Origin of the sequence: Bacillus glycinifermentans (assembly GCF_001042475.2) — a bacterium.
GTDB classification, from domain to species: Bacteria; Bacillota; Bacilli; order Bacillales; family Bacillaceae; genus Bacillus; species Bacillus glycinifermentans.
In genome coordinates this window covers 1-15,533 of sequence record NZ_LECW02000041.1, presented here as the reverse complement: position 1 = coordinate 15,533, position 15,533 = coordinate 1, and the positions used below count along the sequence as shown (strand labels likewise).

Below are 15,533 nucleotides of genomic sequence, written 5' to 3'. Positions count from 1 at the left end.
AGACCGGATGAGCCGGTCTTTTTTTTGTATGTACAGAAATTGTATAGTTCGATTTCATACAATGTAGTTTGGTTCGGATGATGTCAGCAGGAAACGAGGACCAACAAGATACAAACATGATTTTGAAAAACTATCATTCGACAGAAATAGATATTAAGAAAAAGGGGGACTTAAGTTCTGAAAAAATGTAAACCTATTGGAATCCTAAAAAGGAGGAAAGAGAATTTTGAGATCGAGAAAATTTCCGTTCGGCCTTAACAGCCGAAGGTGTAAGCCGTTTTTGATCACGGGACTTATGCTGTTTTTCGTCTTCAGCCAGCTTTTCGTCTTCCCTGCGGAGAAAATAGTGGCTGCCGGCGAATCAACAAGCAGCGGTCAGCTCTTCGATTCAGTAACGGTAAAGAACGGCAGCGGTCAGACTGTTGACGGATCAAAAGGCGACGAACCCGCATTAACGCCGGGTGATGAAGTGAAGCTGACATACGACTGGTCATTAAAAAATGAAATGGGAACAGACTTCACCATCGAGATACCGCAAGATTTTACCGTTGAAAAGGATGCCGGAGGCGATGTGACATCGGCTGATCAACAGGTCATCGGCACCTATCAGATGAAAGCAAATGACAACACACTAAAGGTGACGCTGAACAGCTCTGCTGTGGATTCTGCCGATGCAAAAGGAACCATCGCGCTCTCGGCAAAATTTGCTCCGGATGCGAAGGATACAAAAACAGCGGACGTTCTTTTTGATTTGGGTGCCGGAAAGACCCAGCGGGTGATGATACCGGTCAAGACGAATGAGACGTCAGGTTCCGGATCAGACACGGCAAAAAACGATTCTTCACAATCTGAGGATCGTCAGGCAGACGGTGATGAATCAACATCGTCAAACGGTCAGGACCGAAAAGAGGATGGCGCATTAAAACCGTCAAACGGTCAGGACCAAAAAGAAGATGGCGAATCAAAGCCGTCAAGCAGCCAGGACCAAAAAGCGGAAGCGAAATCGTCTGCCGGCTCTGCAAAAAAAGCGTTATTCTCAAGTAAAGCGGTTGTGTCCGGAGGAAAGCAAATCACGCAAAATATTTTGACCGGCGTGGAACTGACCGATGAAAATGGAGCGCCGTATGATCAGGCCAACCGTGCCAGCACGAATTCGCCAGCTAAGATTTCTATTACCTGGGCGATTCCGGATGACTTGGGAAAAACGATAAACGCCGACGATCGATATGAATTTGACTTGCCGAAGGAGTTTATCGTCCATAATGACATCACCAACCAGCCGTTAAGCGCAGGCGACACCGATTTCGGGACGTTTTCGATTGATACGAGCGGCCATGTCGTTATGACATTTAACGACCAGGTAAAAGTTGATTCCAATGTCGAAGGGACATTGTTTGTCAATACACAGTTCAATCAGCAAAAAATTACAGGGGCGACAACGCAAAAAATAAAATTCCCGGTTCATTCCGATACGCCGGAAGTAACGGTGTATTTTAAGCCAAACGTGAGTAAAACCATTGATAAATCAGGAACGCTGGACAAAGGGATCAACCCGGGCAGCGTAACATGGACGGTCGATGCCAATAAAAAATTGGACCGCGTCACAAATGCAAAACTCTCAGAAAACTTTCCTGCCGGATTAAACTTTAGCTCGGTTAAAGTTTACCAGCTCGATGTTAACATTGATGGTTCGGTCAGTCAGGGCAGTGAAGTCACCTCAGGCTACAGCGTAGACGCAAACGGAAATGTCACATTCAGCGGGACCATTGATTCGGCCTACCGTCTCGTCTATGAAACGGTTATTGACAATGGTGCAAAGCCGAGCGAAGGCGGGAACGTAACTCTGACGAACAAGGCATCGTTCAGCGGAGACAATCTGGATGCAAGTTCTGCAGAGGCTACTGTCACTGCCAAATACGGAAAAATGCTCGAAAAATCGTCGACCGGCTACAATGGGGATTCGCAAACATTCAGCTGGGCTATTTTGTACAACTATGGCGAGAAACAGGTCGACCAATCCAAGGCAATCATCACCGACACATTCGGTTCCGATGATTTGCATCTTGTTTCAGATTCCTTGAAGGTCGTTCCGATTACGTTCAGCCAAGGCGGCGGCGAGCAAGCCGGAACCCCTCTTCAGGAAGGCGTGGACTACACGCTGACCGACAATGGAAGCAGCTTTAACATCCATTTCAACAAAGCCGTTTCAGGGGCCTACAAAATCACATATCAAACCCAGGTCAACAGCGGCGTGGTCATCGATCAATCGACAAAATATACAAACAGCGCGGTGACCGGAACAGGGGAATCAAGGGAAGCTTCCGGAACCGCCACCCAGCAGAATATCGTAAAAGGCTATTCAAACGTTGATTACGGGAAGAAGACGGTTGATTGGTCGATCACCATTAACAAAAACAACTATACGATGAACAATTGGACGTTGAACGATCAATTCGACAGCGGCGGATTGGCCCTCGTTGACGGCTCAATCAACATCCAGGATACAACGAAGAACGTCACACTTCAGGAAGGCAAAGATTACACGTTGACGATAAAACCCGGTCATGAAGGCTTTGCATTGGCATTTATCGGGGATTATGCAGAAACAAACAGCCGATTTAAGATCAGCTATACGACAAAATTCAATGTTGATTTTTCCAACAAGAATATCTTGAATTCCGCCGGGTCAACTTGGACCGATCATGACGGCAAAGAGCGCACCAACAAGGTATCGAGCGGGTTTAAACCGAATAATCAGACCTTTGATAACGGATTTAAAAACGGCTCATACAACGCGGTTACGAAAAAAATCACGTGGAAAATCGGCATCAACTATAACGGCGAGTCTTCAAAGAATCCTTATATTCAAGATGCTATAGCGGATAACCAGCAATTTGATCAGGGTTCGCTCGTGGTGAAGAGCTATACGATCAATAAAAACGGCTCCATCACGGAAGGGGATGCGCTCGATCCTTCAAAATATGAAGTAGAAGAGCCTTCGGCCGATAACGACAATACATTGACTGTACACCTGAAAACGGACGATTCTATTGCATATCTCATCGAATTTACCACATCGCTTAAAGGTCAGGTCATTAGTCAGAATCAGTACACAAACAAAGCGGCTTATCATAATAACGGCCATCCAGACCGCACATTGACGGGCTCCGTTTCGGTTGCAAACGGCGGAAACCTGATTTCTAAAGGCGGAAAACAAAACGGAAGCTATGTCGATTGGAACATCAATGTCAACTCCAGCCAATCGACGCTGGATGACGTCAAAATTACGGATACGCCGGACGAAAACCAAATTTTAGATGAAGATTCTTTTAAAGTTTATCAAGCGAAATACAATGAAAACGGTGCGATCAAAGACAGCAGCGGAAATCTTGTTGCCGATGAAAATGTGCAGCTTGAAAAAGGCAAGGACTATACGTTAAACATCACAACAGATAATGCAACAGGTGCACAATCGTTTGTCCTGAACTTTACAGGCGGCTACAAGCAAATTGACCGTGCGTATGTTGTCCAATATCGCTCTTTGATTAACATAACCGGCACAAGCGGGCAGGTCAGCAACAAAGTGTCGATTTCGGGAACGAATGTTCAGGAGCAGAGCCAGGAAAACGGCAACTCGGTCTTTGTCGTCCTTTCAAGCGGCGGCGGTTCCGGTTCAGGAGAAAAAGGAAGCCTGACCATCTTGAAAACCGGAAAAGACGGCAAGCCTCTCACAGGAGCAGACTTTCAATTGTGGACGAAGGACAACAAGCAGCTCCTGCGTTCAGGAACGACGGATGCCGACGGCAAGATGACTTTCGGAAATATCCGCTACGGCACCTATGTACTAAAAGAAACAAAAGCGCCTGACGGATACACGATCAGCGACGCTTATACGAACGGAGTCTCTGTTGCAATCGACGGAAAATCATCCAGTGCAGGGGCGCTGTATCAAGTCATAAATGAGCAGAACAAGGTGACGCTTATCAAAAGAGACGAACAGAAAAATCCATTGACAGGGGCTGTTTTCAAACTTGAAAAGAAATTCGGCGACGGCACCTTCACTGAGATACGCACTCAAATCACAAGCGATGAAAACGGAAAAGTTGAAATTATCGGTTTGCCGGTCGGCGACTATCGTTTAGTAGAAACCAAAGCTCCGGCAGGGTTTATCCTGAATACAGAAGCGATGGACTTCTCGGTCACAAAAAATGACAAGAATCAAGTGCCCGACATCGATTTAGGCACACTGATCAATTACAAAGGCAGTGCCGAGTTAACGAAAGAAGATGCGGAAGGCCGCAAGCTGGAAGGAGCCGTCTTCAAGATCGTTGACGAAAATGGCAACACCGTTCGTGACGACCTGACGTCAAATCAAAACGGGAAAGTCACGGCTGAAGACCTCGCGCCGGGACGCTACGCCTTTGTCGAAACGAAAGCGCCAGAAGGGTATGTGTTGAACAGTGAGAAAAAACAATTTACCATCTCAGAATCGGCAAAAGGAAAACCGAAGGCGAGAGACGCAGGAACAGCGGTGAACTACAAAGGCTCCGTTCAATTGACGAAGGAAGATGCGGAAGGCCATAAGCTGGAAGGAGCCGTCTTTAAGATCGTTGACGAAGAAGGGAACACCGTCCGTGACGAATTAACGTCAGATCAAGACGGGATAGTTGCGGCTGAGGGACTTGCGCCGGGACGTTACGCCTTTGTCGAAACGAAAGCGCCAGAAGGATATGTACTGAACAGCGAGAAAAAAGAATTTACCGTTTCCGGGTCAGCCGAAGGGAAACCGAAGGCAAGAGACGCAGGAACAGCGGTGAATTACAAAGGATCGGTTCAGGTGACGAAGGTAGACGCGGAAGGCCATAAGCTGGAAGGAGCCGTCTTCAAGATCGTTGACGAAGAAGGGAACACCGTCCGTGACGAACTGACGTCAGATCAAGACGGGAAAGTTGCGGCTGAGGGTCTCGCACCGGGACGCTACGCCTTTGTCGAAACGAAAGCGCCAGAAGGATATGTGCTGAACAGCGAGAAAAAAGAATTTACCGTTTCCGGGTCAGCCGAAGGAAAACCGAAGGCGAGAGACGCAGGAACAGCGGTGAACTACAAAGGCTCCGTCCATTTGACGAAGAAAGATGAAGACGGAAACGGCCTGGCAGACGCTGTTTTCAAGATCGTTGACAACAACGGAAAAACGGTCAGAGACGATCTTGTATCAGGTAAAGACGGCAGCATTACGGCTGACGGTTTAGCTCCGGGAAGCTATCAATTTGTTGAAAAACAGGCGCCTGACGGCTACCTTGTTTCAACCGGCTCAGTGCCGTTCACCATCGGGGCTGAACACGAAGGCCAGCCGGAGCAGGCTGAATTAACGGCGGTCAACACGAAAAACAGCGTTGTGCTGACAAAAGTTGACCAGAGTGATAAAGACACCGTTCTGCCGGGTACGACATTCAACCTGACAGACAGTGACGGCAAGGTATTGATAGCCGACTTGACAACGGATGAAAAAGGACAGATTACAGTCCGCGGTCTCGAACCGGGCGAATACCGGTTTGTCGAAACAAAAGCACCTGAGAATTACAAATTGGATCAAACGCCAATACCGTTCACGATCAGTAATACCGATTCAAAACCAGTGGAGATCACCGCAGAGAACATATTGACGCCGGGTGATGCGACGCTGACAAAGGCTGATCGAAACGATCACAATATCGTTCTAAAAGGCGCTGAGTTCAAGCTGGTGGATTCAAGCGGTCATCCTGTGAAAACTGACAGCTATGGCAAAAAGCTGCCGGCAGTCTGGACGACTGACCAGAACGGACAATTCACGGTGAAAGGACTTGCGCCGGGTGAATACCAGCTGATCGAAACGAAGGCGCCTGCCGGCTATAAACTGGACGAAACACCGGTTCAATTCGTGATTGAAAAAGGGCAGACAAAAGCTGTCGAACTGTTGGCTTTGAATAGCAAAATAAAAACGAAAGCGAATGGCAAAGTCACGCCGGGCGGCAATGTGAAAAAAGACGGACCTCACAATCAAAACGGTAACAAAAACGGCCATTTGAAAGAGGCTGGATCTCACAACCAAAACGGTGACAATGACCGTTTGAAAGAAGACAAAGCTCTTCCGAAAACCGGCGATACGGACGTTATCATTCCAATGATGGCCGGCGTTCTGCTGCTGTTGGCAGGCGGAACCTTGGCGCTGGTCTCAAGAAAGAGACGAAGAAAAGCGTAAATTAATAGCACCTGATCATGGCTGCATGTGATCAGGTGCTTTTTTAAAGAAAAACGTAAGCTGAATCAGTCAGAAAGGAATGTTATGCATGCTAAAAAAATGTGTGATTGCGGTGCTTATTCTTTCTGGTCTCTTGCTCGTCTTGTCTCCTTTTATTAAAGAAAGCATCATCATCAATCTCAGCAAAAACGCAGGCTGGTCCGAATTGACCGCAGGAGAGGCGCGGAAAAACAATGAACAAAAGGCATCGTTTAACTTTGACGCGATTCAGCCGCCTTCTTTTTTTGATACGATTCAAGCGGGCATCGGCCGTGAGCCGAAAGCGGTCATCGGCCGGATCACCATCAGCAGCGTCGGTATCAGGCTGCCGATCTTAAAAGGCACAACCAACGAGAATCTGATTTTCGGCGCGACGACGATGCGTCCCGATCAACAAATGGGCGAGTGTAACTACCCGTTAGCAGGACATCATATGAGGCGGGAGAGTCTCCTGTTTGGCCCTCTGCTCAATATTAAAAAAGGGGATACGATCGTCATCACAGATTTTAAGAAAGATTACATCTACACTGTGACATCAAAAAAGATCATTTCAGAAATGGATTCAGATGTGATTGATGAGACAAAAGAAAAGGTCATTACGCTGATCACATGTGACAAACCGGAAAGAACCAAGGGGCGCCTCGCAGTAAAAGGGAAGCTAATTCATACGGCTGTCCATTTGGAATAAAGCTTATTTGAAACCGCGGTACAAGACGATTTTATTGCAGGCAAAGGCAGTGCTTTCCCGCCAGTCCGGCCGGTTTGTTTTTTAGAAAAAAACACGATGATGATCACCTTTATGTTTGAACGTGTATTTGAGTGTAGACAAAACAGGCCGGATAAAAATCCGGCCTGTTTTGTCCGTTCAAATTAGAAAATTGAAATAGAGCCGATCAGAAGAGCGGTACCCGTCATCACAAGCACGGCCAGAACTGCCCACTTGATCCCGAATTTCTGATGTTCGTCGATGGAAACCCCGACAAGACCGACGAGCAAATGCGTAGACGGCACAAGCGGGCTCAGCATATGGATCGGCTGGCCGATAATGGAGGCCCTTGCGATTTCGACTTTATTGACTCCGTAGGCGACAGCGGTTTCTGATAAAATCGGCAGCACCCCGTAGAAATACGCGTCATTCGGCATCAGGAACGTGAAAATGCCGCTTGTAAGGGCGGCGATCATCGGAATGAATCCGCCCATTTGTTCAGGAATCATCGAAACAAGCGAGATCGCCATTTCATCAACCATCTTTGTGCCTGTTAAAATTCCGGTAAAGACCCCGGCCGCAAATATCATGGAACCGATGGCCAGAACGTTGCTGGAATGGGCCGAAATGCGCTGCCTCTGATGATCGAGGTTTGGATAATTCACGATCAGCGCGATGCAGAAGGCAATGATAAACAGAACCGTCAGGCTTATTTTGCCCGACACGAGAAACCCGATCAATGAAAGCGTTAACAATAAATTGAACCACCAAAGCTTAGGCCGTTTCCACTCATCCTCGGCAGCTGCTGCCGTTTCATCGGCATGAGCCGGCTGTTTGAGCTCGATCACGCCGATGCGTTTTCGTTCTGCTTTTCCAAGTACATACGCAACCGCGACCATGCAAAGCATCCCGCTTGCGATGACGGGAATCATCGGACCGGTCAGTTCAGCCGGATCGACTCCGAGCGCGCTCGCGGCCCGCGGCGTTGCGCCTCCCCACGGAATCGTATTCATAATCCCCATGCCGACTCCCGCGATCCCCGCTAATATAATCGGGCGGATGCCGAGCAGCAAATAGAGCGGAAGCATTGCACTCGTTGTAATCATATATGTTGTCGAGCCGTCACCGTCCAATGCGACAAGCATGGTGAGCACCGCAGTGCCGACGACGATTTTTAACGGGTCTCCTTTGACCAATTTTAATATTTTTGCGACCATCGGATCAAACAAGCCCGTATCGATCATAATCCCGAAATATAAAATCGCAAACATGATCATGACGGCGGTTGGCGCCACCTGCTGAATCCCCGATATCATCATGTCGCCGACATCGGTGAACCCGAATCCGGCAATCAGTGCAAACACAATCGGCGTCAAGACTAATGCCGTCAGGACAGAAAGCCGTTTTGTCATGATCAGAACCATAAACACAAGCATCATGAAAAACCCTAAGATTGCTAACACATTTGTTCCCCCTTCTCGGTGAATCCGCTTACATTTTTGCTCCTCATTCCCCTTTTTGTCATCGTATGGGAAAATCGTTTTGAAGTAAATAATTTGGTTTTTATGTATTTTTAATTTTTTAAAACCGTTTTGTTCTTTTTGTCCATTTTTGTACATAAAAAGCATTCCGCCGTTAGCAGAATGCTTTTTAATCTCCGGCCATGATGCTTTGATAAAAGGCCGATTGTTCGTCAAGAAACCGTTTCGTCTCCCTGCTGTTTAAGTAAAAGCTTTCCCAGTCGAGTTCGTTTATTTTCCGTTTCCATTCCGGTGAGGATGTGACCTTTTGTAACGCTTCATCCCAGTAGGAAACTTCTTCTTCAGTCATGTTTTTCGGCCCCAGCACGCCTCTCCAATGAGAAAATACAAAGGGAATGCCCTGCTCTTTCCATGTCGGCACATGCGGAAAGGCGGGGAGCCTTTTGTCTGAGGTGACCGCGGCAAGTGTAATGTCTCCGTTCCGTTCATATGTTTTGGCTTCGGAAACCGTCATCGAAGCGGCTTCTATTTCATGTCTGACCAGCGCCCGAACGAGCTCCTCGCTGCTGCCATACTGCAAAAATTGAATGTCAAAAGGGTCAATCCCGTACATATCGGCCGCCCTGACGATCGATAGCTGATCATCATTTCCAAGCCCTGGAGAAAAACCGATTTTCACCTCGCCGGGGCGTTTTTTGATACCGTCGAGCACATCCTTTCCGTTTTTCAGAGCCGATCCTTTCGGAAGAGCGACAACCTGCCATTCTTTTGCAAGTATCGCGAGCGGGGTGAAATCGTCAATTTTCAGCTTGCTCTGTCCGAGAATGTAATTGCTCAGGATTAAACTGGACGCCATGCTGATGGTTTGCTTGTCGCTTTGATTTACATATTTCCAGCCTTTGTCTCCGCCGCTTCCGGGGATATACACGATACGGACATCGCTGTTTACGATCTGCTTTTGCGTAAGGACAGATTGTATCGCTTGCGCCGTTAAATCCCAGCCTCCGGAAGGTTCCGCGGGTACGACGATTTCAATCGGCCCTTCCGGCAGGCGCGGGGCAGCCGCTTTCCTCGCGTCTCCGGGAAGCAGAATCAACAGGCAGATCAGGATGACCATGAGCTTCTTCATATTTAATCAGCCGCCAAATAATATTTTCGTTCCGGCCTGCCGATAATCCCGTATTCCAACTCTGCGCAAGCTTCTTCTTTTGACACGAGATACTCGGCATAACGGCGGGCCGTCGTACGTGATGCGCCCATTTTTTCCCCGAGTTCTTCCGCAGTCATCCCGGCTGCGGCGCCTGCAAGCGTATCTTTGATTTTTTGCAGCGTAATGGAATTGATGCCCGTCGGCAAATCCTCCGCGGAACCGGAAACTCTTGAGCGGCCTCCAAAAATTTGGTCGATCATCGATTGGCTTACTTCCGGCTGAGAAAGCAGCATTTTCCTTTTTTCTTTATACTGCAGCAGCACCCGTTTGAATTTATCGGCCGTCACGGGTTTAATCAAGTAATGCGCAACTCCGCCCCGGAGCGCTTCCTGTAAATGACGGGTTTCTGTTGCCGCCGTGATGATCATAATGTCCACTTCAGGAAACCGGCTTCGAATGGCGGGGATCAGGGCCGTGCCAAGCTCATCCGGCATATAAATATCGAGCAGCAGCAAATCGGCGTTTTGTTCTTCTAAAATCGCCATGATTTCCTTAGCGTTTGCCGCTTTGCCGATAGTGTTGAATCCATCGAGCTGTTCAATCAGTCTCTCATGAATTTGCGCAACACGAAAATCATCCTCCGCAATCACGATGTCAATCAAATGGATTCCCCCTTTGTTTGTTTCTCCTTCGGTATAAAAACGGTAAATACCGCGCCGCCGCATTTTTGATTTGTCAATTCGATCCAGCCGCCCAGTTCATGCACTGACTCCTTTACGTTGGCCAGCCCGTGCCCCCTCTTCATCCCCTTTGAAGAATAGCCTCTTTGAAACACGGCCTCCGTCTTATCCGTCGGAACGCCGGCTCCTGTGTCGGAAACTTCTATGACGATGTCGCGCCCGATATCTGTGATGAAAAATGAAACCTGCCGCACGTCTTGTTCAGCCACCGCTTCGAAAGCGTTATCAATTAAATTGCCGATAATCGTGATGAGATGGGACATGCCGATATGCGCAGGGAGCGGATCGAGCGTGCTGTTTTCATCAATGGACAGCCTGACTTTTTTTTCTGAAGCCCTGCCCATTTTGCCTAACAGGATAGCTTGGACCTGCTGTGAATGAATGTTGTGGAATAAAATATCGTGCTGTTCATTTTGGATGGCGTATTCCTCTTTAATCAGATCGATCGCTTCTTCGTACTCGCCGAGCTCAAGCAGCCCCAGGATCGCATAGAGCTTATTCGAAAATTCATGCGTCTGTGCGCGGAGGTCTTCAGAGTATTTTCGCACCTCTGTCAGCGTATCGATGAGCTTTTTCAGCTCGGTTTTTTCCCGGAAGCTGACGACGATCCCGTATATCTGCCTGTCTTGTGTCATCATTTTCGTGTTGATAATAAAGACTTGATCACCTACGCAGACCTCCTGATTGAGCAGCATCTCTTCCTGATGAAGGACGGACATCAATCCGGCCCCGGGCATGATTTCATCGATGGGCCGATTAATGACGGGTCTTGGAAGCTTAAGCATTTCGGCTGCCGAAACGTTCATCATCGTGACGATGCCTTCCTTATTCGTAGCGACGATCCCTTCCTTTATCGCCCGCAGCATCGCATTCCGTTCCCGGTAAAGGGATGCAATTTCATGAGGCTCAAGGCCGAGCGTATCCTTTCGGATGCTTTTGGCAAGCGCGGCTGCACCCGCAAATCCCAAAAGTAAAACGAGCACGGACATGAAGCTCAAATCCCTTAGGTGTTCTTTAATGCCTTGTTCTGTTTCGTTTAGCAGGAGATCAACCGACACGCTGCCGATAACCCGGCTGCGTCCTTTTTGCTCCAAGATGATCGGCGCGCTTCCCCTTATTACCTTACCGCCATCCGCTTTTGCCTCAGATACGTGAGAGCCTCCGAACAAGATCTCTCTGCTTCTCGCCATCCTCGTTGTTTCTTTCCTGCCGGAGGCGGTTTTGATTTTTCCTTTTTCGTCAAGGACGTAAATGGCGGAAGCGCCGGTCTGTTCTTTCATTTGGTCAATGACTTCCTGCGCCTCACTTGCATGCCTGCGGGTTTGAACGAGTTCTTTTGCCGGAGGCATATAAGAAATGGTTCTTGCGGTCTGAACTGCAAGCTGCTCTGCCTGTTTTCGCCCTTCTTTTGTTTGCTGAACGGCAAATGTGACCGTCAGGATGCCGATCACAAAGATCAGCAGCGCCGCAATCAAACCCATCATTTTTGTTTGCAGTGAAAAAATGAACCGCTTTTTGACCACAAGCACCAGCCGTCCTTTCTATATTAAAATGATACCATTTTTGATTCAGACTTTTCATATTTTTAAAAATCTCTTTTCGAAACCATAAGTCGGCTTTGCTTCTGGGAATGATCTGTGCAGACGTAACAAAAATATAACAAAGAAATACCTATAACATCACAAAGGACAAAAAACGAAAGGCGAATAAGCCGGTCAATAACGTGAATAGTATATAAGCCTTATGTTTACGCGGGTTTACCTGAAAAAATGGCCAGGTTTAAAGAAGATTTCTGAAATTTTTTATTGACTGAAAGCGCTTTTAAAATTATGATAATAACAGACATCACAAAAAAGTAACAAAAACATAACTATAACATAACAATTGAAAAAAGACATGATGTGCTTGCTTTCGGGAACAAATGAAAGCGATTGCAATTCGAATTTGCTCATGTTGGCGGAAGAGCTTGTTTTTCTGCCGGGATAAATTTCTTAATTTTCGAAAAACGGTTTCGCGAAGGAGGGGGGCGGGAAAAAAGAACATCAGCCGGATGCGGTTCAAAGCGGGGGTTAATAGGATTGGGTTTCGAAACCCGAGAAAATGACAATTTATTAAGATTCTTCATAAAGGCGGGGAAGTAGACATGAATGAACAACTAAATCAAAAATCGTTTTTGCGCACCATTATTTTAGTGTCGACATTCGGCGGCCTTCTTTTTGGATATGATACGGGGGTCGTCAACGGTGCATTGCCTTACATGGCTGAAAAAGACCAGCTGAACCTGACTGCATTTACTGAAGGCCTCGTGGCGAGTTCGCTCCTGCTTGGCGCCGCGTTTGGAGCTGTATTCGGAGGCAGGCTGTCCGATTTTGTCGGGCGCCGCAAAAACATTATTTTTCTGGCGGTCCTGTTCTTTTTCGCGACGCTTGGATGCACGCTGGCGCCGAATGTTAATGTAATGATTGTTTCTCGTTTCTTGCTTGGAATTGCTGTCGGGGGAGCGTCAGTAACGGTGCCGACCTATCTGGCGGAAATGTCGCCGGCTGAAAAGAGAGGCCGGATGGTTACCCAAAATGAACTGATGATTGTATCCGGGCAGCTGCTCGCTTTTACGTTCAATGCGATCCTCGGCAATACGATGGGGGACAACTCCCACGTTTGGCGGTACATGCTCGCAATCGCTGCAATTCCGGCCGTGGTTTTATTCTTCGGTATGCTGAGGGTTCCCGAAAGTCCGCGCTGGCTGATTTCGAAAGGGAAAAACGAAGATGCGTTGGGCGTCCTTAAAAAAATTCGGACGGAAAACACCGCGCAAACGGAATTTGCTGAAATTGAAGCTGCGGTTGACAAGGAGTCAGAAATTCATAAAGCGACCTTTAAGGATTTGGCTGTGCCGTGGGTGCGCCGCATCGTATTTATCGGGATCGGCATTGCTATCGTACAGCAGATCACGGGCGTTAACTCGATTATGTATTATGGAACTGAAATTCTCAAAAACTCCGGCTTTGAAACAAAAGCCGCGCTTATCGGGAATATTGCAAACGGTTTAATTTCGGTATTGGCGACTTTCGCTGGGATTTGGCTGCTTGGTAAAGTCGGCCGCCGGCCCATGCTGTTGACCGGTTTGATCGGAACGACGTCGGCGCTCCTGCTTATCGGAATTTTCTCATCGTTGCTGCAAGGCTCGCCTGCGCTTCCTTTTATTGTCCTTGCATTAACTGTGACATTTCTTGCTTTCCAGCAAGGAGCCATTTCGCCGGTCACATGGCTGATGCTTTCGGAAATTTTCCCGCTTCGCTTGCGGGGGCTTGGAATGGGTGTTACCGTATTCTGCCTATGGATCGCCAATTTCTTTGTCGGTCTTGGATTCCCGATTTTGCTCGATCAGATCGGGCTGTCCTCGACGTTCTATATTTTCGTCGGTCTTGGGATTGTCTCGATTACCTTCGTGAAAAAATTCCTTCCTGAAACGAAAGGGCTTACGCTTGAACAGCTTGAACAAAATTTCCGCAACTATAAAACCGAAGATGAACAAAACGGTGTAAGTGCGAAAGTCAGCGGCTGATGTGAAGCGTTTGCAGACATCGGCGCTTTATCAGCTGGATATCAATAAAGGGGCCGGCGGATATAAGGTATGTTGGATGCGGCGATCCTGGGAAAATGCCTCTGTTCACAGAAAACGAATAAAGATCGATCAGGGAGGAACGTGCGTGAATAAACAGAGAAATCATAAAATCTATTTGCAGGTCATTATGATTTCGGCGACGTTTGGAGGGCTTCTCTTTGGATATGATACCGGTGTGATAAACGGGTATTTGCCTTTTTGTGGCAAAACCTGTCAGCTTCATTTAACACCGGTGACAGAAGGTCTTGTTACGAGTGTGCTCCTGTTGGGAGCGGCATTCGGTGCGTTGTTCTGCGGCAAATTGGCTGATCTCTACGGCCGTCGCAGAATGAACCTGAATCTTTCGTTTTTATTCTTGCTGGCATCAGTTGGGACTGCATTTGCCCCGAATGTTTCAACAATGGTTGTCTTTCGGTTTTTACTGGGGCTGGCTGTTGGGGGAGCTCATCGATGGTCCCTGCCTTTTTAGCTGAAATGGCCCCGTATGAAAAAAGAGGTCGCAGGTAACGCAAAATGAACTGATGAATCGTCGGCGGGCAATTTTTAGCCTACGTTTTCAATTCGGTTCTTGGAGTTGCAATGGCCGACACCGGGCATATTTGGAGATACATGCTTCTCCTGTGTGCGGTTCCGGCTCTCATCTTATTTACAAGCATGCTCATTGTTCCGGAAAGCATCAGCGTTTTTTTATGTGGATGTTAAACTTTATGATCGGTTTTGCTTTTCCGGTCATGCTCAGTTCTGTAGGTCTGTCCGTTACATTCTTTGTTTTCGTGGCATTGGGCATCCTGGCAATCGGCTTTGTGTACAAGTTTATGCCTGAAACAAAGAGGCGCACACTCGAGGAGCTGGAAGAGCGATTCCGTTCGCAGCATAATAAATACAGATCTGAGAAAATGATGATTAAAGCGGCGCTAAAAAACCCGATTCATTCTTTTGAATCGGGTTTTGCAACTCATGAAAAGGTTCTGTAAAATAAAAGCTTCATTAAATGACTTCGTAAAAACGCTGGCTCGTTTTGTTTCGGATATATTAGAAGAAGGGAACGTTTGATGCGAAATAACATAAAATAAAAAGCTGAAGTTAACTATATATAATGAATGTCTTTTTTGATGAATAAAAAACGAAAAAAGTGTTGACTGCTGAATTAGAATCATGATATATTATTATTCGTCGCTGATGACAACGGAGTTATCGCTTCAGAACAAATCAATTAATATTTTTGAATCTGAAGGGGTGTACAAATCCGTTAAAATGTGTATAATAGATAAAGCCGAACAACGAGGCTTCATTTAACACAAAAAATAAAAAAACTTGTTGACTTTAACTGATTTTCATAGTATTATAGTTAAGTCGCCTGATGAAGCGCCCGTAGCTCAATTGGATAGAGCGTTTGACTACGGATCAAAAGGTTAGGGGTTCGACTCCTCTCGGGCGCGCCATATCTCATAACGATGCGGGTGTAGTTTAGTGGTAAAACCTCAGCCTTCCAAGCTGATGTCGTGAGTTCGATTCTCATCACCCGCTCCAACCTTAAATGATCTTTGAAAACTA

At 47.2% G+C, this 15,533-nt stretch carries 6 protein-coding genes, 2 tRNA genes and 2 pseudogenes; 6 read left to right on the top strand and 4 right to left on the bottom strand.

Going from position 1 to position 15,533, the window contains the following annotated elements; genetic code table 11:
• Positions 1–226 precede the first annotated feature (226 nt).
• Positions 227–6,238 carry a SpaA isopeptide-forming pilin-related protein gene (locus AB447_RS19195; protein ID WP_048355714.1) on the top strand — a complete coding sequence of 2,004 codons (6,012 nt, stop codon included), beginning with the start codon at positions 227–229 and terminating at the stop codon, positions 6,236–6,238.
• 88 nt (positions 6,239–6,326) lie between these two features.
• Positions 6,327–6,965 carry a class A sortase gene (locus tag AB447_RS19190; protein ID WP_048355713.1) on the top strand — a complete coding sequence of 213 codons (639 nt, stop codon included), beginning with the start codon at positions 6,327–6,329 and terminating at the stop codon, positions 6,963–6,965.
• Positions 6,966–7,147: 182 nt separating this feature from the next.
• Here the strand turns inward: AB447_RS19190 and AB447_RS19185 are convergent, their stop codons facing one another.
• The 4 genes and pseudogenes from AB447_RS19185 to AB447_RS19170 form a co-directional block, all read right to left on the bottom strand.
• A complete protein-coding gene (locus AB447_RS19185; RefSeq protein ID WP_048355724.1) occupies positions 7,148–8,446 on the bottom strand; it encodes an Mg(2+)/citrate complex secondary transporter CitM in 1,299 nt (432 codons plus the stop codon).
• A gap of 187 nt (positions 8,447–8,633) precedes the next feature.
• Positions 8,634–9,593, bottom strand: a complete 960-nt coding sequence (locus AB447_RS19180; protein WP_048355712.1) for a tripartite tricarboxylate transporter substrate binding protein — start codon at positions 9,591–9,593, stop codon at positions 8,634–8,636.
• A gap of 2 nt (positions 9,594–9,595) precedes the next feature.
• Complete coding sequence (locus tag AB447_RS19175) at positions 9,596–10,276, bottom strand: response regulator (RefSeq protein ID WP_048355711.1); 681 nt, start codon at positions 10,274–10,276, stop codon at positions 9,596–9,598.
• Positions 10,269–11,877, bottom strand: a pseudogene (locus AB447_RS19170) (sensor histidine kinase). The gene AB447_RS19175 and the pseudogene AB447_RS19170 overlap by 8 nt, the downstream one beginning before the upstream one ends.
• 620 nt (positions 11,878–12,497) lie before the next feature.
• Between AB447_RS19170 and AB447_RS19165 the strand changes: the two are divergent.
• From AB447_RS19165 to AB447_RS19145, 4 genes and pseudogenes are all read left to right on the top strand, one after another.
• Positions 12,498–13,919: a sugar porter family MFS transporter gene (locus AB447_RS19165; protein ID WP_048407059.1), complete on the top strand. Its 1,422-nt coding sequence runs from the start codon at positions 12,498–12,500 to the stop codon at positions 13,917–13,919.
• Positions 13,920–14,106: 187 nt separating this feature from the next.
• Positions 14,107–14,887: pseudogene (locus AB447_RS25460) on the top strand (MFS transporter); the annotation flags it as partial.
• Positions 14,888–15,344: 457 nt separating this feature from the next.
• Positions 15,345–15,421 (top strand) — tRNA-Arg (locus tag AB447_RS19150).
• Between the two features lie 14 nt (positions 15,422–15,435).
• Positions 15,436–15,509, top strand: a tRNA-Gly gene (locus tag AB447_RS19145).
• Positions 15,510–15,533 lie beyond the last annotated feature (24 nt).